Below are 19,839 nucleotides of genomic sequence, written 5' to 3'. Positions count from 1 at the left end.
GGGCGCGGCCGCACGTGTTCCCCGCTCAGCCGGCCCGCGCCGCGGTGTGCACCGCCCGCACCAGCCGGTCGTTCTCCACGGCGGCCCCGCCCGGAAAGGCGTAGCGGCGCCGGGTGTAGCCGTACGCGAGACCGCCGCGCGGGTCGGCGAACGCCTGGGAGCCGCTCGCGCCGGCGTGCCCGAACGAACCGGCGCCCAGGAACGGGTACCAGGGGTCCGCGACCGCCTGGAAGCCGAGCCCGAACGACTTGTACGTCCCGGACACCAGGTCCCGGCCGGTGGAGTGGATCCGGCTGACCTCGGCGACCGTGTCCGGCTTCAGCAGGGGCGGGCGCCCGCCCAGCCCGCTCACGGCGGCCGCGTACATCCCCGCCAGGCCCCGCGCGGAGGCGACACCGCCCGCCGAGGCGGGCCCGTTCGCCCGCACCGCACGCGAGTTGGGGTAGTCCGCCGGCTCACCCGGCATCGGCACATGCGTGTTGTACGCGATCGAGGCCAGCGTGTGCGGGCCGGTCGGTGCGGCGTCCAGCGCCGCCTGCTGCTCCGGCGTGGGCTCCATCGGCTGCACCGGGCGGTAGCGGGACTCCAGCGCCTCGGGCAGCCCGAGGAAGAAGCCCAGGTCGTGCGGGGCGCGGACGCGGTCCTCGTAGACCTCCTGGAGGGTGCGGCCGGTCGCGCGCCGCACGACCTCGCCGGTGAGCGCGGCGACGCTGAGCGCGTGGTAGCCGAAGGCCGCGCCCGGCCGCCAGAAAGGCCGCTGCCCGGCGAGGCGTTCTGCGATCGCCCGGTCGTCGGCCAGCTCGTCCGCCGTGAATCCGGCGTCGAGGCCGACGACCCCGGCGCGGTGCGCGATCAGCTCGCGCAGGGTGATCCCGGCCTTGCCCTCGGCCGCGAACTCCGGCCAGTAGGACGCCACTTCGCGGTCGAGGTCCAGCACGCCGTCCTGGACGAGCAGCGCCACCACGAGATGGGCCGCGCCCTTGGAGGACGAGAACACCCCGTAGAGGGAGTCGGCCCCGGCACCGGGGCCCGCCCACAGGTCGACCACCCGTCTGCCGTGCACGTACGCGCACACCTGGCCCTCGTAGTCCGGCCGTTCCGCGGCCACGAACGCCGCGAACTCCTCCCGGACCGCCTCGAAGCCGTCCGCGACCGTGCCGTGGATCTCCGGTGTCATCCGCTCTCCTCACCCTGGCTCGTGACGTCCGCCACGACCACAGCATGCGCCCTGTCCAGGCCCCTTCCCCCGCGGGGGCCGCCGGCCGCCGTGACCGGGCACCGAAGCCACCGTGACGGCGGTGTGACCCACCCCGTCTACAGTGATCCGCATGCGCGATCTCGGTGCCGGTTTCAGGTTTCTCCTCAAGGGCCAGCGATGGGTGGCCCGACACGGCAGGCAGTACGGCTTCGGGCTGATCCCGGGCCTGATCACCCTGGTGCTGTACGCCGCCACGCTCGTGGCCCTCGCCCTGTGGGGCCAGGACCTCGTGGCCTGGTCGACCCCGTTCGCCGACGGCTGGGCGAGCCCCTGGCAGGGTCTGTTCCGCGGGCTGCTCACCGCCGTCCTGTTCGCCCTGGCCCTGCTGCTGTCCGTGGTCACCTTCACCGCCGCGACCCTGCTGATCGGCCAGCCCTTCTACGAGAGCCTCTCGGAGCGGGTCGACCGGGACGTCTCGCCCGACGGCACGGCGCCCGAGTCCGGGCTGCCGCTCTGGCGCGAGCTGTGGATCTCGGGCCGTGACAGCCTGCGGATCGTCGTGCGGGCCGCCGTCTGGGGCGTGCTGCTGTTCGCGGCGGGCTTCGTCCCCGTTGTCGGCCAGACGGCCGTCCCGGTCCTCGGTGTCGTCGTCACCGGCTTCTTCCTCACCGAGGAGCTGACGGCGGTCGCCCTCCAGCGCCGCCGCGTCGAGCTGCGGGAGCGCCTGAGGCTCCTGCGCTCCCGCAAGATGCTCGTCTGGGGCTTCGGCACCCCGCTCGCCGCCGTCTTCCTGGTGCCGTTCGTCGCGGTGTTCCTGATGCCCGGCGCGGTCGCGGGCGCCACGCTGATGGCCCGGGAGCTGTCGGGGGAGGAGACGCGGGAGGACGAGCCGGCCGGGCCCGAGAGCGAGAAGGTCACCTGGTGACCGGGTTGCCGGCCGCCACTGTCAGGATCGTGCGGACCTGGGCGATGATGTCCAGCCGGTTGCGGACGAACTCCGGGTCCGTCACCGCGCCCGACGCCGGATCGGTGTTGCCGGCCCCGAACTGCAGCACCGGCGTGTGCACATGCCCGCCCGGCAGCACGTCGTGCAGCCCCAGCCGGTCGCGCAGCAGCGTCGCCCGGTAGGCGATCTCGTTGGAGAGGTAGTCCCCGCCGCCCCCGGCCCGGGCGCGCGAACCGGGTGTCGGCCCGTCCGGCCGGACGACGGCCTGGGTACCGCCCGCCGGGATCTCGGTCACGCTCGTGTTGTCGAACACGGGGAACCGGCCGGTGGGCGCGGCGACGACCGCCGCGTACGGCAGGGTGGTCGTCGTCCACTGCGGCTGCGAGCCGGGGCCGGCGACGGGGACCAGGCCGGTGCTGGAGGCGTTCTCGTTGTCCGGGAACCCGCCCCGCCAGGCCCCGTTGGTCCGCTCCACGTCGAACCGCCCCACCCGTCCCTGGCTCACGGTCGTGAAGAGGTCGGCCCGCCCCAGGTACGGCCGCAGCGCCCGCTCCACCGTCCCCTCCGCGAAGTCCCGCCAGCGCACCGGGAACACGGCCGTCTCCACGCGCGCCGGACCGGCCGCCGTCTCGACGACCGTGCCGTCCAGCGCCAGCGCGGCCGCCCCCGACGGGTTGGAGATGCGGATGTCGCGGTCGAGCGTGAACGGGTCGAACCCGGTGACCAGGATGCGCCGGACGCCCTTCTCCCGCGGCAGCCGGATGTCGCCCTGCCCGCGCGAGGTCCGCTCCAGCGCGTCGAGCAGCGCGGCCCGCCGCCCCTCGCCGAGGGCGAAGCCCGGCTCCCACGTCCGCAGTTCCCGTGTCATCGTCAACCGGGCCCAGTACAGCGGCCGGTCGTCGTCCCGGCTCAGGTCGCCGCCCGCCGGCCCCCGCCCCTGCGCCCGGTCGACGGCCCGGCGCCACAGCGCCGTTCCGTGGTGTTCGACGGCCCGGCGGGCCGCCGTGTAGCCGTGCGCGCTGTCCAGGGCGCGGGCGAAGGCGGCGGTGGCGGTGCCGAACCCGGAGCGGCGCAGGATCTCCTGGGGGACCGCCCGGGTGAGCCGCTGTTCCTCGACGGTGGGCGCGGCGGCCGTCCCGGCGGCGGCAGCGGTCCCGGTGGCGGGCGCCGCGAGGCCGGTCAGCAGGGCCAGGGCGAGCACTCCGGTCCGAACACGGGTGGATATCACAGGGGTTCCGGTCCTTCCGTCACGGTGGGGGTCGTGCGGGACGCCGGAAGTATCGCGTGGCGGGAGAGGTCCACGCCATGGTGCGTGCGCCGGGTCCGTCCGCCGCCGTCAGTCCGGCGGCTCGCCCAGCAGCCGCAGGAAGTCCCGGAACACGCCCGGCATGTCCACCGACGCGGGGTCCAGCAGCCACTGGTACTGCAGCCCGTCCATGACCGCGACCAGCAGCGGGGCGGTGCGCTCGGGCGTGAGCCCGTTCGGCAGACGGTCGCCGTACTCGGCGCGCAGCATCTCCGCCATGCTCGCCCGCACCCGGGTGTACCGCTCGGAGAAGTACGCCCGCGCCGGGTGCCCGTCCGTCACGCTCTCGCCGAGCAGCGCCGAGAAGGTCTGCACGATGCCGGGCCGCATCGCGTTGTACTCGACCAGCGCGGCCAGCAGATCGACCCGCCACCGGCTGTCCGGCACGGCGTCCCACCGGTCCCGCTCCTGGAGCACGGCGACGAGCAGCGCGTCCTTGGTCGGGAAGTGGTGCATCAGCCCCTGCTGGGTGAGCCCCACCCGCTCGGCGACCGCGGCCAGGCTCGCGCCCCGGTAGCCGCGCTCGGCGATCACCTCCAGCGCCGCCCGGACGATCTCGCCGCGGCGCTCCTCGCCCCTGACCCTCGCGTTCATGGCGTCACCGTACGGGACGCCAACGGCCCATGTGTAACGCGCGGATAACGAAACCTACCGGTCGACAGGTGGTCGATGCAGGATGGTGCGCACAGCCCGGACTCGACGAGGAGGCACCGCGATGGCGGGAACGCGCACCCAGGCCGATGCGGCACGCGAGGCGGTCGTGGAGACGGCCCTGGCCCGGCTCGACCTCGACGCGAAGACACGGCTGCTCTCCGGCCAGGACATGTGGAGCCTGCCCGCCCTCCCGGGGATCGGCCTGCCCTCCCTCGTGATGTCGGACGGCCCGATCGGCATCCGCGGTGTGCGCTGGACCGCCGACGACCCCTCCGTCGCCCTGCCGTCCCCGACCGCCCTCGCCGCCACCTGGGACCCGGACCTCGCCCGTCGCGCCGGCGTCCTCCTCGCCCAGGAGGCCCGCCGCAAGGGCGTCCACGTCCTGCTCGCCCCCACCGTCAACCTGCACCGATCCCCGCTCGGCGGACGCCACTTCGAGGCGTACAGCGAGGACCCGTATCTGACCGGGGTCATCGGCGCGGGCTATGTGTCCGGCGTGCAGTCCGGCGGCGTCGGCACCACCGTGAAGCACTTCGTCGCCAACGACGCCGAGACCGAGCGCTTCACGGTGAACAACGTCGTCGGCGAACGCGCGCTGCGCGAGCTGTATCTGGCGCCCTTCGAGCACATCGTGGAGCACGCCCGCCCCTGGGGCGTGATGACCGCGTACAACACGGTCAACGGCACGACCATGACCGAGCACCGCCGGCTGGTCGAGGAGGTGCTGCGCGGCGAGTGGGGCTTCGACGGGGTCAACGTCTCCGACTGGGCGGCCGCCCGCGACACCGCCGCCGCCCTCGACGGCGGCCTCGACATCGCCATGCCCGGCCCCCGGACCGTCTACGGCGAGGCCCTCGCCCGGGCCGTGCGCGACGGCGAGGTCCCCGAGGCCAGGGTCGACGACGCCGTGCGCAACGTCCTGCGGCTGGCCGCCCGCGTCGGCGTACTCCCCGGCGCCGAACCGGCCGTGACCGCCCTTCCGCCCGAGACCGACGGCCCCGCCCTGGCCCGCGAGATCGCCCGCCGCTCCTTCGTCCTGGTCCGCAACCAGGACGCCCTGCCGCTGCCGCCCGGCGGCACGGTCGCCCTGATCGGCGCCGCCGCCCGCGACGCCCGGGTCCTCGGCGGTGGCTCCGCGACCGTCTTCCCGGCCCGCACCGTCTCCCCGCTCGACGGCCTCGCCGCCGCCTTCCCCGAAGGGGCCCTGACCTACGCCGTCGGCGCCGACCCCAGCACCGAACTCGGTGTCGCCGACCGGGGCTTCACCCTGCGGGCCGTGTGCCGGGACGCCGCGGGAGACGTCCTCGGCACCGGCTCCGCGCCCAGCGGGCACATCCAGTGGATGGGCTCCGACCTCCCCGACGGCGTCACCCACGAGACCCTGCACAGCGTCGAGCTGACCGGCACGTTCACCCCGCGCGTCACCGGCGCCCACACCTTCGGCATCAAGGGCATCGGCGCCTTCACACTCGTCGTCGACGGCACGACGTACTACGACGACGTCCAGCGCCCCACCAGGGACGACCCGTTCATCAGCTTCTTCGGCGCCCCCGTCCCGCGCGCCCAGCCCGAACTCACTGCGGGCACCCCCGTCGAGGTCTCCCTCACCCACGTCGTCGAGCACCCCGAGGACGCCCCGCTGAGGGTCGTCGGCTTCACGCTCGCCCACCAGGAGCCGCTGCGCGACCCCGGCGAACTCATCGCCGAGGCCGCCGAGGCCGCGCGCGCCGCCGACACCGCCGTCGTCGTGGTCGCCACCACCGAACGGGTCGAGTCGGAGGGCTTCGACCGCACCGACCTGAGGCTGCCCGGCCGCCAGGACGACCTGGTCCGCGCCGTGGCCGCCGCCAACCCCCGCACGGTCGTGGTCGTCAACTCCGGCTCCCCGGTGGAACTGCCGTGGCGCGAGGAGGTCGCCGCCGTGCTGCTGGGCTGGTTCCCGGGGCAGGAGGGCGGCGCGGCCCTCGCCGACGTGCTCACCGGCGCCGAGGAGCCCGGCGGCCGGCTGCCCACCACCTGGGGCCCGCTGGCGGACGCCCCGGTCACCGAGGTCGTCCCCACCGACGGCGAGCTCGTCTACACCGAGGGCGTCTTCATCGGCTACCGCGCCTGGGAGAAGGCGGGCCGCACCCCGGCCTACCCGTTCGGGCACGGCCTCGGCTACACCACGTGGGCGTACGAGGCCGCCGAGGTCAAGGGCACCACGGTCCGGGTGCGGGTGCGCAACACCGGCGAACGGCCGGGCCGCGAGGTCGTCCAGGTCTATCTGGCGCCCGCCGAGCCGGACGCCGGGCGGCCGGCGCGGTGGCTCGCCGGGTTCGCGGGGGTGTCGGCCGAGCCGGGGGAGAGCGGCGAGGCCGTGATCGAGTTGTCCCGCCGGGCTTTCGAGGTGTGGGACGAGACGACCGAGGCGTGGACCTTTGTGAAAGGTTCGTACGAGATTCAGCTCGGACGCTCGATCGCCGACCGCAGGCTGACCGCGACCATTAACGTCTGACCCGGGAGAAGTACCCAGGAACAGCCCCGGTCCGGGCCCTGACACCGGGACCGGGGCTCGGGCCTCCTTCGTCCGTCAGCGCGCCGAGAAGGCGTACACCGTCTCCGACCGGTACACCTCGCCGGGCCGCAGCACCGTGCTCGGGAAGTCCGGCCGGTTCGGGGAGTCCGGGAAGTGCTGGGTCTCCAGTGCGATGCCGTCGCCGGGGGAGAAGGGCTCGCCGAGCTGGTCGGCCGTGTACAGCTGCAGGCCAGGCTCGGTCGTGGAGACCGTGAGCACCCGCCCGGTCGAGGGTTCGTACAGCTCGGCGACCTCCCGCGCGTCCTCGGTCACGCCCTTGTCCAGCGCGAAGTTGTGGTCGTACCCGGAGCCGACCTTGCGCGTTCGGCGGAAGTCGAACCGGGTGCCCGTGACGTCCTCCGGGACGCCCGTCGGGATGAGATCGGCGTCGACCGGGGTGAACCGGGAGGCCGCCAGCCGCAGTTCGTGGCCGCCCGCGTCACCGGAGGCCGCCCCCGCGAGGTTGAAGTAGCTGTGGTTGGTCAGATTGACCACGGTCGGCGCGTCCGTCACCGCCTCGTACACGAACCGCAGCGCCCCGTCGGCCTCCAGGGTGTACGTCGCCGTCACCTCCAGGCGCCCCGGGAAGCCCTCCTCGCCGTGCGGGCTGACGCGGGTCAGACGCAGCCCGTGCGCGACGGGCGTCACGTCCCACACGCGCTTGTCGAATCCGCGGGCGCCGCCGTGCAGGGAGTGGGGCGGGGTGTTGGGGCCGAGCACGTGGGCGACCCCGTCCAGCGAGAAGCGGCCGCCCGCGATCCGGTTGGCGTACCGGCCGATCAGCGCGCCGAGATACGGCCCGGGATGCGTCACGTACCCGTCGAGATCGGCGAACCCGAGGACCACGTCGGCCGTCCGGCCGTCCCGGTCGGGCACCTCCAGTGACTGCACGATCCCGCCGTACGACAGGACTCGCGCCCGAACGCCCGCGCGCTCCAGGGTCCAGCGATGGACCTCCGTGCCGTCGGAAAGTGTGCCGAAGTGTTCGCTCATGAGCGGAACACTAGTTCGTGACCGTGCGGTAGGCGATCTCCGCCAGCCGCGCCTGACCGTCCACGCTCGGATGGAAGAAGTCCCACTGGCTCAACTGCGCCTGGTCGAACCGGTAGCCGTACACCGCCCCGCCGTCGAACCGGCACCGGCGGTCCTTCGCACAGACGTCCTTGAGCACCTTGTTGTACGCCTCGACCCGGTCCTGCACGGTCGCCCGGCGCTGGTTCGCCGCCGCCGTCAGGGACTCCGCGTCACCCAGCATCGACGGGCAGATCCCCAGGTCCCACACCTGCCGGGCCATCGGGTTCAGGCGGCCCTGCTCCCACAGCCGCATCAGGTTCGGCACGCTCGCCACGTACACCTGGGACTTCGGGAGCGACCGGCGCAGCGTGCGCAGCGCCTCCTCGAAGCTCGCGCGGAACTCGGCCACCGGCGTCATCGCGTCCACCGACCTGCGGCAGGCGTCGTTGGCGCCCGCCATCACCGCGACCAGTTGCGGCCGGTGCGTCACGACCCGGGCCATCTGGCCGGGAACGTCACCCATCCGGGCCCCGGTCACCGCGAGATTCCAGCTGCGCTCCGTCGCCTTCGCCCGGCCCAGCAGCCGCACCGCCAGACTGTCGACCGCCGCACGGGTGCCGGTCGCCCAGGACACCTCCGGGCAGTCCGACAGCACCGCACAGGCGTCGAAACCGGTGGTGATCGAGTCGCCGACCGCCGCGACCGAGGCGGGAGCCCGGTCCCACACCGGCGTCGGCTTCGGCGAGGGCCGCGCGCCGCGCCCCCCGGTGCCGGACGGGGCGGGGGAGGCGCCGCCCACGGCGTCGCAGCCGGACGCGCCCAGCACGGCCGCGGTCACGGCGGCGAGGACAGCGCGTGTGACAAGCCGTCGCTTCCGCATACCCGTCCATCCCCTCGTCGGACCTGTCGAAGTGTGAACCCATGAGACCGCACGCGGGTTCCCGGTCCGCGCATGCAACGGCTCACACCCGTACAAGCGTCCTGCCGGGTGAATGGCAGGCGTTTCACGGCCCTGGGACCGACGGTACGTCACACTCCTTGCCCCGCCGCACGGTAGCCTCGCCATCAAACGTGGCTCCCCCGCCACGCTCGTCCGCCAGTTCGCAAGATGTCCGCTCAGCCCGGAGGTCCCGGTGACGACACGTGGAGTCCTGTACGTGCACTCCGCGCCGCGCGCGTTGTGCCCGCACGTCGAGTGGGCCGTCGCCGGGGTGCTCGGCACGCGCGTCAACCTCGACTGGATCCGGCAGCCCGCCGCGCCCGGCACCTGGCGCTCGGAGTTCTCCTGGCAGGGCGAGGCCGGCACGGCGTCCAAGCTGGCGTCCGCCCTGCGCGGCTGGCACCTGCTGCGCTTCGAGGTGACGGCGGAACCCTGCCCCACCGCCGAGGGCGAGCGCTACAGCTGCACCCCCGACCTGGGCATCTTCCACGCCGTCACGGGCATGCACGGCGACATCCTGATCCCCGAGGACCGGCTGCGCGCCGCCCTGACCCGCGCCCAGCACGAGGGGGCGGACCTGGAGGCGGAGATCGCCAAGCTCCTCGGCAAGCCGTGGGACGACGAACTGGAACCCTTCCGGTACGCGGGCGAGGGCGCGCCGGTGCGCTGGCTGCACCAGGTGGTCTGACACCCGCTCACCTCCGGGCACACGAAAGGGCCCCCGCCTCGAAGGCGGGGGCCCTTCCCGTGCGTACGGGGGTCGCTCAGACCGTCCGGAACGCCAGGACCACGTTGTGCCCGCCGAAGCCGAACGAGTCGTTCAGCGCGGCGATACGGCCCTCCACGGGCAGCTTGCGGGCCTCGCCGCGGACCACGTCGGCGTTCGCCTCCGCCTCCGGATCGAGGTTCTCCACGTTGATGGTCGGCGGGGCCACCCGGTGGTAGAGCGCCAGCACGGTCGCGACGCTCTCGACACCGCCGGCACCGCCCAGCAGGTGCCCCGTCATCGACTTGGTGGCGGAGACGGCCATGTGGTCGGCGTCGTCGCCGAAGACCTTGCGCAGCGCCTTCAGTTCGGCGATGTCACCGGCCGGGGTCGACGTGGCGTGCGCGTTGACGTGCACGATCTCCGCCGGGTCCAGGTCGGTGCGGTCCAGCAGGTTCTGCAGGGCGTGCGAGATGCCGCGGCCCTCCGGCTCCGGCTGCACGATGTCGTGCGCGTCGGCGGAGATGCCCTGCCCGACCGCCTCGGCGTACACGCGGGCACCGCGCTTCGCGGCGTGCTCGGCGGACTCCAGGACGATCACGCCGGCGCCCTCGCCGAGGACGAAGCCGTCCCGGGCGACGTCGTAGGGACGCGACGCGCCCTGCGGGTCCTCGTTGTTCTTGGACATCGCCATCATGTTGCCGAACGCGGCGATCGGCAGCGGGTGGATGGCCGCCTCCGTGCCGCCCGCGATCACGACGTCGGCACGGCCGCTGCGGATCATCTCGATGGCGTAACCGATGGCCTCGGCGCCCGAGGCGCACGCCGACACCGGCGTGTGCACGCCCGCGCGGGCGCCCACGGCCAGACCGACGTTGGCGGAGGGGCCGTTCGGCATCAGCATGGGGACGGTGTGCGGGGAGACGCGGCGGACGCCCTTCTCCTTCAGCACGTCGTACTGGTCGAGCAGCGTCGTCACGCCGCCGATGCCGGAGGCGATGACCGCGCCCAGGCGGTCGGGGTCGACGTTCGGGTCCTCACCGGCCCTGGCCTCGAACCCGGCGTCCTTCCACGCCTCCTGGGCTGCGATCAGGGCGAACTGCGCCGAGCGGTCCAGGCGGCGGGCCTGCGGCCGGGGGATGACCTCGGTGGGCTCCACGGCGACCGTCGCGGCGATACGGACCGCCTGGTCGGCGGCCCACTCCTGCTCCAGGGGCTTGACGCCGGAACGTCCGGCGACCAGGCCCTCCCAGGTAGAGGCTGCGTCGCCACCCAGCGGTGTGGTTGCGCCGATACCGGTGACGACCACGGTGCGATTGGTCGGGCTCACGGGAATTCTTTCTCCAACGGATACGAGGATTCAGCGGCGCCACCGCCGGGTGGCGGGGCAGTCGGCCCAGGGGCCGGTCGGTGGATCAGCCCTGGTGCTTGAGGATGTATTCGGTCGCGTCGCCGACGGTCTTGAGGTTCTTGACGTCCTCGTCGGGGATCTTCACGTCGAAGCGCTCCTCGGCGGCGACGACGACCTCGACCATGGACAGCGAGTCGACGTCCAGGTCGTCGGTGAAGGACTTGTCCAGCTGGACGTCCTCGACCGGGATGCCGGCGATCTCGTTCACGATGTCGGCGAGACCGGCGACGATCTCTTCCTGAGTGGCGGCCATGGTGGCGCTCCTTCGTTGTTGTTCAGGTTCTTCAGAGGGTTGGGCGCCCGCCGCACGAGCGGCAGGTGGTGCGCGTCCCGTGCCGGTTCACATGATCCGGCACGAAGTGCCTAGGGGAGAGTAACGACCGTGGCGGCGTAGACGAGACCCGCCCCGAATCCGATGACGAGCGCGGTGTCGCCGCTCTTCGCCTCGCCGGTCGCCAGGAGCCGCTCCATCGCGAGCGGGATCGAGGCGGCCGAGGTGTTGCCGGTGGTGCGCACGTCACGGGCGACCGTCACGTGTTCCGGCAGCTTGAGAGTCTTCACCATCGAGTCGATGATCCGCTCGTTGGCCTGGTGCGGGATGAAGACGTCCAGGTCGTCCGGGCTGATCCCGGCCGCGTCCAGCGCCTGCTGGGCGACCTTCGCCATCTCGAACACGGCCCAGCGGAAGACCGCCTGACCCTCCTGCGTGATCGCGGGGAACTTCTCGACCTCGCCGTCGCGGTAGTCCGTCCACGGCACGGTCTGCTTGATGGTCTCGGACTTGTCGCCCTCGGAGCCCCACACCGTCGGGCCGATGTGCGGCTCCTCGGAGGGGCCCACCACGACCGCGCCGGCGCCGTCGCCGAACAGGAAGGCCGTGGCCCGGTCCTCCAGGTCGGTGAGGTCGCTCAGCCGCTCCACGCCGATCACCAGGACGTACTCCGCGGAACCCTCGACGATCATGCCCTTGGCGAGGGTGAGACCGTAGCCGAAGCCCGCGCAGCCGGCCGAGATGTCGAAGGCGGCGGCCTTGTTCGTGCCGAGCTTGTCGGCGATCTCCGTGGCGACCGCCGGCGTCTGCTTGAAGTGCGAGACGGTCGAGACGATCACCCCGCCGATCTGCTCGGCCGAGATGCCGGCGTCGGCGATCGCCTTGCCGGACGCCTCGATCGACATCGCGGCGACGGTCTCCTCGTCGTTCGCCCAGTGCCGCGTCTGGATGCCGGAGCGCGAACGGATCCACTCGTCGGACGAGTCGATCGTCTCCAGGATCACCTCGTTGGGCACCACCCGTGTGGGCCGGTACCCGCCCACGCCCAGGATGCGGGCGTACGGGGCGCCCTTGCTGGGCTTCAGCTTCGCCATGCTCCGGGCTCCTTGTCAGGCGTGCTCTGCGACGAGCTCGCGAGCAGCGTCGAGATCGTCGGGGGTCTTCAGCGCCAGGGTCTTCACGCCCGGCAGGGCGCGCTTGGCCAGTCCGGTCAGCGTGCCACCGGGGCACGCCTCGATCAGGGCCGTCACGCCGAGTTCCTTGAAGGTCTCCATGCACAGGTCCCAGCGGACCGGGTTGGCGACCTGGCCGACGAGGCGCTCCAGCACCTCGGCGCCGGTGGTGAGCGCCTTGCCGTCCTTGTTGGAGACGTAGGCGACCTTCGGGTCGGCGGAGACGAGCTCCTTGGCGGCCTCGGCCAGCTTGTCCACGGCCGGGCCCATGTGGTGCGTGTGGAACGCGCCGGCGACCTTCAGCGGGACGACCTTGCGCACGCCCTCGGGCTTGTCGTCGTTGAGCGCGGCCAGCTGCTCCATGGTGCCGGCGGCCACGATCTGCCCGGCGCCGTTCATGTTGGCCGGGGTCAGGCCCAGCTTCTGCAGGTGCGCGACGCTGACCTCGGGGTCGCCGCCGAGCAGCGCCGACATGCCGGTCTCGGTGATCGCGGCGGCCTCGGCCATCGCCAGGCCGCGCTTGCGCACGAGGGTCAGCGCGGCGGTGTCGTCGAGGACGCCCGCGTAGGCGGCCGCGGTGATCTCACCGACGCTGTGGCCGGCGACGGCACCGGGGACGATGTCACCGAGTGCCGCGGCGGACAGGATGCCGGCCGCCACCAGCAGCGGCTGGGCCACCGCGGTGTCCCGGATGGCGTCGGCGTCGGCCTGCGTCCCGTAGTGGGCGAGGTCCAGTCCGATGGCGTCCGACCAGGCGCCGAGGCGGTCGGCGGCACCGGGCAGTTCGAGCCAGGGGGTCAGGAAGCCGGGCGTCTGGGCGCCCTGGCCGGGAGCGACGAGTACGAGCACTCTCACACTCTCTCTTGGGGACGGCCGACGCCGCCCGTGAGGACAAGGACGAAGAACACGAGGGGGTTTTGTGGGCCTCCGACAAAAGACTAGAGCTGGAGATCGCCGTCGGCCAGACGCCCCAGGATCAGCGCGATTCGCAGGGTGAAGGCGGAGCGTACATCGGACGGTGACCAACCGGTGACGTCAGTCACACGTCGAAGCCGGTAGCGCACGGTATTGGGGTGAACGAACAGCATCCGGGCCGCGCCCTCCAGACTGCTCGCCTGTTCGAGATAGACGGACAGCGTCTCCAGCAGCGCCGACCCCGCCTCCTCCAGTGGTCTGTAGATCTCCTCCACCAACTGCTCGCGCGCGCTCGGATCCCCGGCGATGGCGCGCTCCGGGAGGAGATCGTCCGCGAGCACCGGACGCGGCGCGTCCTGCCAGGCCGTGCACGCCTTCAGCCCGGCCGCCGCGGCCTGCGCGGACCGTGTGGCGGCCAGCAGGTCCGGTACCACGGGCCCGGCCACCACCGGTCCGGCCGCGTACGGCCCGATCAGCGACTTGGCCACGGCGAGCGGGTTGTCGCTGCCGCCCGCGATCACCACGAGCCGGTCCCCGAGCACCCCCGTCAGCACCTGGAGCTTGGCGTGCCGCGCGGCCCTGCGGATCGCCTCCACCGTCAGCTCGCTGTCGCCGTCCGGCGCGGTCCCGAGCACCACGCAGACGTGCTCCGGCGAGTTCCAGCCGAGCGCGGCCGCCCGGGAGACGGCCCCCTCGTCGGCCTCCCCGCTGAGCACGGCGTTGACGACGAGGGACTCCAGCCGGGCGTCCCAGGCACCGCGTGCCTCGGCGGCCTGGGCGTAGACCTGCGCCGTGGCGAAGGCGATCTCCCGGGCGTACACCAGCAGCGCCTCGCGCAGCACGCTCTCGTCGCCGGGCGCCGCGACCTCGTCGATCGCCGACTCCATGACCTCGATCGTGGTGCGCACCATCTCCACGGTCTGCCGCAGCGTGATGGCCCGGGTCAGCTCGCGCGGCGCGGTGCCGAAGACGTCGGTGGAGATCGCCTGCGGCGCGTCGGGATGCCGGAACCACTCGGTGAACGCGGCGATACCGGCCTGGGCGACGAGACCGATCCAGGAACGGTTCTCCGGGGGCATGGCCCGGTACCACGGCAGCGTCTCGTCCATGCGCGCGATGGCCTGCGCGGCGAGCGAACCGGAGGACTTCTCCAGTCGCTTCAGGGTCGCGGCGTGGGCGTGGACGTCGTGCGCGGCGGCTTCGGGCTTTCGGGTTACGGGTTCGGGCACGGGGACAAGACTGCCTTATCGGGACGCCGCCGCGTGCCCGAGGGTCGCCCGCGGGCTGTCCGGTGGGTCTACGGTGGTCCCGTGATGGATGTACGGCGCGCCGTGGAGCGCTATCCGGGAGGGGATCCGGCCGCGGGCATCACCTCCCGCCACGCCTTCTCCTTCGGCCCGCACTACGACCCGGACAACCTCCGCTTCGGCGCGGTCATCGCCTGCAACGAGGAGCGGCTCGCGCCCGGCGCCGGCTTCGACGAGCACCCGCACAGCCACACCGAGATCGTGACCTGGGTGGTCGAGGGCGAGCTCACCCACCGCGACTCCACCGGTCACGCCACCGTGGTGCGCCCCGGCGACGTCCAGCGGCTCAGCTCGGCGGGCGGCGTCCGGCACGTCGAACGCAACGACGCCGACGTGCCCCTCACCTTCGTGCAGACCTGGCTGGCGCCCCTGGCCCCGGGCGGCGACCCGGCGTACGAGATCGTCCACGGCATCGCGGACTCCACCCCGTACGCCGTCCCCGAGGCCGGCGCGATGCTCCATGTACGGCGGCTCACGGCGGGGGAGCGGACGGCCGTACCGGACGCGGCGTACCTGTACGTCCACGTCGCGCGCGGCGAGGTGCGGCTGGCCGGGGAGGAGCTGGGCCCGGGTGACGCGGCCCGCGTCACCGGCGCCGCGGACCTGGAGGCGGTCGCGGTGACCCCGGCCGAGCTGCTGGTCTGGGAGATGACCGGCTGACCGGCGTCAGCGAGCGGCCGCGGCGGCGGATGCCGCCACGGTGGTCCGGCTGCTGTGGACGCCCCGCCGGCCGGACGGGATCCTGACGCCCGGCCGCTGACCGGTGCTACACCTCGGCCAGCACCGCGTCCGTGAAGGGCGGCCACGCCTCGGCCGCCCACGGCCCGAACGCCCGGTCCGCGAGCGCCGCACAGGCGACGCCCGCGTCCGGGTCGATCCACAGGAACGTCCCCGACTGGCCGAAGTGCCCGAAGGTGCGCGGCGAGGACGCGGCGCCCGTCCAGTGCGGCGCCTTGCCGTCCCGGATCTCGAAGCCCAGCCCCCAGTCGTTGGGGTTCTGGTGCCCGTACCCCGGCAGGACGCCCTTGGTGCCCGGGTACTGCACGGTCATCGCCTCAGCGACCGTGCGCGGGTCCAGCAGCCGGGGCGCCTGCACCTCCGCCGCGAACCGCAGCAGATCCCCGACCGTGGACACGCCGTCCTTCGCGGGGGAGCCGTCCAGCGAGGTGTCCGTCATGCCCAGCGGCTCCAGCACCGCCTGGCGCAGATACTCCGCGAACGGGATGTCGGTCGCCTTGGCGATGTGGTCCCCGAGCTGCTCGAACCCGGCGTTGGAGTACAGCCGCCGCTCCCCGGGCGGGGCCGTCACCCGGTGCTCGTCGAAGGCCAGCCCCGAGGTGTGCGCGAGCAGATGCCGCACCGTCGAGCCCTCCGGCCCGGCCGGCTCGTCGAGTTCGATCGCGCCCTCCTCGTAGGCGACCAGGGCCGCGTAGGCGGCCAGCGGCTTGGTCACCGAGGCCAGGGGGAAGCGGTGTCCGACGGGGCCGTGGGTACCGAGGACCGTGCCGTCGGCCCGGACGACCCCGGCGGCGGCGGTGGGAACAGGCCAGTTCTCGATCAGTGCGAGGCTGCTCAGCGACATGCCGTCGAGCCTAAGCCTCCCTGTCCCGGGCCGTGACACGGCGTAGGCGATCCCGTCCGGGTCCGGGCGCCACGGAGATCGCGCCATGTGCCACGCGTTTCTCACCGTTTCCGCTTGCCTGGAGCGCACTCCAAGGCCATAGCGTGGACGGCATGACGGTGATGGAGACCACGAGCACCGACAGCTGCGCCGCCCCGCCGCGCCCGGACCGGCGCCCCCAGGGGCAGGACAGCTACACGATCAGCGAGGTCGTCGCGTTCACCGGCCTGACGGCCCACACCCTGCGCTGGTACGAGCGCATCGGCCTCATGCCGCACATCGACCGCTCGCACACCGGCCAGCGCCGGTACAGCAATCGGGACCTGGACTGGCTCGACCTCGTCGGGAAGCTGCGGCTCACCGGCATGCCGGTCGCCGACATGGTCCGCTACGCCGAGCTGGTGCGCGCGGGCGACCACACCTTCGGCGAGCGCTTCGAGCTGCTGGAGGCGACCCGCCGCGACGTCCTCGCCCGGATCGCCGAACTGCGGGACACCCTGGCGGTGCTCGACCGGAAGATCAATTTCTATGCCGACGCGGGCCGCCGCTTCGAACGGGAGGCCTACCTGGACGAGAACACGGAGCAGGCCGGATGAGCGACGGCAGGACGGCGACGGCGCGCCTCGGGGCGGACGGCCCCGAGGTGGGCGTCCAGGGCCTCGGCTGCATGGGCATGAGCTTCGCGTACGGCCCCGTCGACGCGGACGCCTCCCGGGCCACCCTGGAGAGGGCACTGGACCTCGGCGTCACGCTGTACGACACGGCGGACGCGTACGGCAGCGGTGAGAACGAGCGGTTCCTGGCGCCGTTCTTCAAGGCGCACCGCGACGAGGTGGTGATCGCCACCAAGTTCGGTCTGGCGATCGACCCCGACGACCTCACGAAACGGACCATCCGCAACGACGAGCCGTACATCCGGCAGTGCGTCGAGGCGAGCCTGAGGCGGCTGGACGTCGACGTCATCGACCTCTACTACATGCACCGCCGCCAGATGGAGGTGCCGATCGAGGAGACCGTCGGCGTGATGGCCGAGCTGGTCCGCGAGGGCAAGGTGCGGCAGCTGGGCCTGAGCGAGGTCACGGCCGGCGAACTGCGCCAGGCGCAGGCGGTGCACCCGATCGCGGCCGTCCAGTCCGAGTGGTCCCTGTTCAGCCGGGACATCGAGTCCGGCGTCGTCCCGGCCGCCCGCGAGCTGGGTGTGACCCTGGTGCCGTACTCCCCGCTGGGCCGGGGCTTCCTCACCGGGTCCTTCGCCCGCGCCGAGGAGCTGAGCGCCGACGACTTCCGCCGTCAGCAGCCCCGGTACACGGGCGAGAACGCCTCGGCCAACGCGGCCCTGCTCGAGCCGGTCCGCGCCCTCGCCGAGGCCCGGGGCGCGACGCCCGGCCAGATCGCCCTGGCCTGGGTCCAGCAGCGCGCGGCGGTGCACGGCCTCCCCGTGGTCCCGATCCCCGGCACGCGCAGGCCGTCCCGCGTGGAGGAGAACACGGCGGCGACCCGCATCGAACTGGACGCGGCCGAACTGGCCCTGCTGGAGCCGCTGGCGGAGCGGGTGGCCGGCACCCGCTACGCGGACATGACCTTCACCTCCGCCGGCCGGGAGTAGGAGCGCTCACAGCTCGGCGAGCAGTTCCGCCTTCTTGCCGGCGAACTCCTCGTCCGTCACCAGCCCCGCCTGGTGCAGCTCGCCGAGATGACGGATCCGCTCGGCGATGTCGGCCGGGTCGCGCCGCGCCGCCCCGGCCGGCGGCGCGGCCACCGGTCCGGCCCGGCGGACCGCCGCGAGCACGGCCGCGGCGAACGGCAGCGACTCGTGCACCGGCCCGTACCCGAGCCCGAAGACGACGGCCGCCGGGTCCTGGTCGGCCTGCGCGGGCTGCTGTGCCGAGTCCTGCCGCAGCAGTCGCAGATGCCCCTCGAAGACCTCGGGCGAGCGCCATTCGACACCGCTCAGCTCGGCCAGCGGGAAACTCTGGTCGCCGGCCTTCCACTTCGCCGAGGACGCACCCGTCCAGAACCACCTGAAATGGACGATTTTCCCGTCGAACGAGGCTTTTCCGTCATATGCCTTGAACTGCAACGGCGCCTCGGGCGCGCCCACGAGGAAGTCCTCGACCGCGCCGGAGTCGGTCAGCCGGTCCCGCACCTCGTCGCGGTAGTACTCGGCGAGCGTCTCGCGCTCGGCCGGCAGCACCAGCCGGTACGGGTCGCTGCCCTCCTTCAGCTGCCCGGCGGCCGCCGCCAGCAACGGATCGGCGCCCGCGCGCAGTTCGAGCCGCAGCACCACGGTCCCGCGTCTGCCCGGCGTCAGCGTCGCGTCGGCGATCGCCCGGTAGGGGACGCGGCGCTCCCCGAGGGCCTGGAACAGCTTCGGTGTTCTGAGGCCCCGTTCGTAGCGGATGAGCACGGAGTCGGACTCGAACTCCCAGGCGGCATGAAATCCGGCCAGTACGTCACCCATGCGGCTCATCGTATGCGGCACGTGTTCCTCCGTCCCCACCCCGCGCACACCGCAGTTCCTTCCGTCTCTACGCGCGTCCGGCCGGAGCGGCGTCCGACAGGCCCGCACGGCACCCGACGGTGCCGTCGGCGCACCGCACCGACTCGTACGCGCCCACCCCGATCTCCGCGAAGTTCGTCACGCTCTCCGTGCCGGGCTCGAAGTAGCCGCTGTGCCCCTTCGCGTCCCGCGCCGACAGCACCCGCGCGCCGAACACCGAGGACACCGGGTCCTCGCCGTGCCCGAGGCCGCCGAGCTCCAGATACGGCACGTCCTGCACCCAGTCGTCGGCGTCCCGCATCGCCCACACGTGCGCGGACGTGCGCAGCTGCGAGACCCGCTCCACCCGCATACCGGGACTGCCCGCCACCGCTATGTCGGTGACCCGTCCCGGCAGTCCGCGCGCGGCCAGGCCGCACAGCACCGAGCCGTAGCTGTGGCAGAACAGCGAGACGGGCGACCGGCCCGGCAGCGCCCGCACCAGCGCGTTCAGCCGTACGGCCCCGTCGGCGGCGCGCGTCGCGGTCGCCGAGTCCAGCCCGAGACCGCCGGGCGCGGTGTAGTCGGCCCAGGCGATGACGGCCGTACGCGTCGAGGGGGCGGCCCGCCGCTCGGCGTCGTAGAGCGACCGGGCCATGCCGACCGGGGCCGAGTACCTGCGGTGCGTGCGCTGGAAGGTGAGCACGTCGGTGTCGACGCCGGGGACGACGACCGAGACCCGCTCGGCCCGGTCCAGGTCGCCGAAGACCTCCGCGGCCCGTCCGGTGCCGGCCGGGTCGAAGGCGAGGATCTGGCGGTCGGAGCGCAGCAGCGACCCGAAGCGCTCCTCGCGGTGTGCCGCCTCGCGCTGCCCGTCCGGCGTGAGACCGCTGTCGTGCACGCGCTTGTGCTCGACCTCACGCGCCTCGCGGAGCGCGACGCGGTTGGCGCGGTACCGCAGGTCGACCGGGGCGCCGTTCATGTTGCCGACCGCGAGCGGATAGCGGCGTACGAGATCCGAACGCTGGTGCTCGGTGAGGGAGGCGAAGAACGAGGCGAGCCGGGCGGGGGAGGAGTCCGCCGCCGGAAGCCGGTGCCCGGCGAGACTGCCCTGCTCCCAGGCGCTGAGCGAGGCTTCGAGCGGGGCGGTGCCGCGTTCGTGCCGCAGCGCGGTCCAGCCCGTGGTCGCCAGCATCACGAACACGACGCCCAGTGCGAGCAGAGCGCGCCAGACGTTCAGTTGCGGGGTGGTGTCGAAGGAAGTCACTGGGAGGACACACTAGGAGAACGAGAGGGTCTCGCGTTAACCAAGTGACACGGATCACGTTTGGATCAAGGTGTC

19 protein-coding genes are annotated in these 19,839 nt (G+C 73.1%); 6 read left to right on the top strand and 13 right to left on the bottom strand.

Going from position 1 to position 19,839, the window contains the following annotated elements; all coding sequences use genetic code 11:
* Positions 1-25: 25 nt before the first annotated feature.
* A complete protein-coding gene (locus ABZ899_RS11900; protein ID WP_361344417.1) occupies positions 26-1,177 on the bottom strand; it encodes a serine hydrolase domain-containing protein in 1,152 nt (383 codons plus the stop codon).
* Positions 1,178-1,328: 151 nt separating this feature from the next.
* Between ABZ899_RS11900 and ABZ899_RS11895 the strand changes: the two genes are divergently transcribed.
* Positions 1,329-2,123, top strand: a complete 795-nt coding sequence (locus tag ABZ899_RS11895) for an EI24 domain-containing protein (protein WP_361344414.1) — start codon at positions 1,329-1,331, stop codon at positions 2,121-2,123.
* Here ABZ899_RS11895 and ABZ899_RS11890 read toward each other — a convergent pair.
* Together ABZ899_RS11890 and ABZ899_RS11885 are read right to left on the bottom strand one after the other, a co-directional pair.
* Positions 2,113-3,372, bottom strand: a complete 1,260-nt coding sequence (locus tag ABZ899_RS11890; protein WP_361344411.1) for a pyroglutamyl peptidase — start codon at positions 3,370-3,372, stop codon at positions 2,113-2,115. The genes ABZ899_RS11895 and ABZ899_RS11890 overlap by 11 nt on opposite strands.
* Positions 3,373-3,480: 108 nt before the next feature.
* Entirely contained in the window at positions 3,481-4,044 is a 564-nt protein-coding gene (locus ABZ899_RS11885; RefSeq protein ID WP_361344408.1) for a TetR/AcrR family transcriptional regulator, read from the bottom strand.
* A gap of 121 nt (positions 4,045-4,165) precedes the next feature.
* On the opposite strand from ABZ899_RS11885, the gene ABZ899_RS11880 reads away from it, so the two are divergent.
* Positions 4,166-6,601, top strand: coding sequence for a glycoside hydrolase family 3 C-terminal domain-containing protein (locus tag ABZ899_RS11880; protein ID WP_361344406.1), 2,436 nt, complete (start codon positions 4,166-4,168; stop codon positions 6,599-6,601).
* 75 nt (positions 6,602-6,676) lie between these two features.
* Here ABZ899_RS11880 and ABZ899_RS11875 read toward each other — a convergent pair whose 3' ends face one another.
* Positions 6,677-7,654 carry an aldose epimerase family protein gene (locus ABZ899_RS11875; protein WP_361344403.1) on the bottom strand — a complete coding sequence of 326 codons (978 nt, stop codon included), beginning with the start codon at positions 7,652-7,654 and terminating at the stop codon, positions 6,677-6,679.
* Positions 7,655-7,664: 10 nt separating this feature from the next.
* Entirely contained in the window at positions 7,665-8,555 is an 891-nt protein-coding gene (locus ABZ899_RS11870) for an SGNH/GDSL hydrolase family protein (RefSeq protein ID WP_361344400.1), read from the bottom strand.
* 253 nt (positions 8,556-8,808) lie between these two features.
* Between ABZ899_RS11870 and ABZ899_RS11865 the strand changes: the two genes are divergently transcribed.
* Positions 8,809-9,303: a DUF3145 domain-containing protein gene (locus ABZ899_RS11865; protein ID WP_361344397.1), complete on the top strand. Its 495-nt coding sequence runs from the start codon at positions 8,809-8,811 to the stop codon at positions 9,301-9,303.
* Between the two features lie 76 nt (positions 9,304-9,379).
* Here ABZ899_RS11865 and fabF read toward each other — a convergent pair whose 3' ends face one another.
* The 5 genes from fabF to fasR all read right to left on the bottom strand — a co-directional run bounded on the left by fabF (position 9,380) and on the right by fasR (position 14,319).
* Positions 9,380-10,651, bottom strand: coding sequence for a beta-ketoacyl-ACP synthase II (gene fabF, locus ABZ899_RS11860; protein WP_361344394.1), 1,272 nt, complete (start codon positions 10,649-10,651; stop codon positions 9,380-9,382).
* 85 nt (positions 10,652-10,736) lie between these two features.
* Positions 10,737-10,985: an acyl carrier protein gene (locus ABZ899_RS11855; protein ID WP_030040115.1), complete on the bottom strand. Its 249-nt coding sequence runs from the start codon at positions 10,983-10,985 to the stop codon at positions 10,737-10,739.
* A 110-nt stretch (positions 10,986-11,095) separates the two neighbouring features.
* Positions 11,096-12,097, bottom strand: coding sequence for a ketoacyl-ACP synthase III (locus ABZ899_RS11850; protein WP_361344390.1), 1,002 nt, complete (start codon positions 12,095-12,097; stop codon positions 11,096-11,098).
* A gap of 15 nt (positions 12,098-12,112) precedes the next feature.
* The gene (locus ABZ899_RS11845; RefSeq protein WP_361344387.1) at positions 12,113-13,024 is read right to left on the bottom strand and encodes an ACP S-malonyltransferase; all 912 of its coding nucleotides are present in this window, start codon (positions 13,022-13,024) and stop codon (positions 12,113-12,115) included.
* Positions 13,025-13,113: 89 nt separating this feature from the next.
* Complete coding sequence (fasR, locus tag ABZ899_RS11840; protein ID WP_361344384.1) at positions 13,114-14,319, bottom strand: fatty acid biosynthesis transcriptional regulator FasR; 1,206 nt, start codon at positions 14,317-14,319, stop codon at positions 13,114-13,116.
* Between the two features lie 84 nt (positions 14,320-14,403).
* Here fasR and ABZ899_RS11835 point away from each other — a divergent pair, with 84 nt between their 5' ends.
* Positions 14,404-15,057 carry a pirin family protein gene (locus ABZ899_RS11835; protein WP_361344629.1) on the top strand — a complete coding sequence of 218 codons (654 nt, stop codon included), beginning with the start codon at positions 14,404-14,406 and terminating at the stop codon, positions 15,055-15,057.
* Between the two features lie 106 nt (positions 15,058-15,163).
* Here the strand turns inward: ABZ899_RS11835 and ABZ899_RS11830 are convergent, their stop codons facing one another.
* Positions 15,164-15,979 carry a serine hydrolase domain-containing protein gene (locus ABZ899_RS11830; protein ID WP_361344381.1) on the bottom strand — a complete coding sequence of 272 codons (816 nt, stop codon included), beginning with the start codon at positions 15,977-15,979 and terminating at the stop codon, positions 15,164-15,166.
* A 152-nt stretch (positions 15,980-16,131) separates the two neighbouring features.
* Here ABZ899_RS11830 and ABZ899_RS11825 point away from each other — a divergent pair, with 152 nt between their 5' ends.
* Positions 16,132-16,614: a MerR family transcriptional regulator gene (locus ABZ899_RS11825; protein ID WP_361344378.1), complete on the top strand. Its 483-nt coding sequence runs from the start codon at positions 16,132-16,134 to the stop codon at positions 16,612-16,614.
* The gene (locus tag ABZ899_RS11820; RefSeq protein ID WP_361344376.1) at positions 16,611-17,624 is read left to right on the top strand and encodes an aldo/keto reductase; all 1,014 of its coding nucleotides are present in this window, start codon (positions 16,611-16,613) and stop codon (positions 17,622-17,624) included. The genes ABZ899_RS11825 and ABZ899_RS11820 overlap by 4 nt, the downstream gene beginning before the upstream one ends.
* A gap of 6 nt (positions 17,625-17,630) precedes the next feature.
* Here the strand turns inward: ABZ899_RS11820 and ABZ899_RS11815 are convergent, their stop codons facing one another.
* Positions 17,631-18,479, bottom strand: coding sequence for a DUF4429 domain-containing protein (locus ABZ899_RS11815; protein WP_361344374.1), 849 nt, complete (start codon positions 18,477-18,479; stop codon positions 17,631-17,633).
* A gap of 67 nt (positions 18,480-18,546) precedes the next feature.
* Positions 18,547-19,764, bottom strand: coding sequence for an alpha/beta hydrolase (locus ABZ899_RS11810; RefSeq protein WP_361344371.1), 1,218 nt, complete (start codon positions 19,762-19,764; stop codon positions 18,547-18,549).
* Positions 19,765-19,839 lie beyond the last annotated feature (75 nt).

The sequence above is a fragment of the Streptomyces sp. NPDC046859 genome, from assembly GCF_040645135.1.
Lineage (GTDB): Bacteria > Actinomycetota > Actinomycetes > Streptomycetales > Streptomycetaceae > Streptomyces.
The sequence above is the reverse complement of the archived record's forward strand: the minus strand, read 5'-3'. Positions and strand labels throughout refer to the sequence as shown.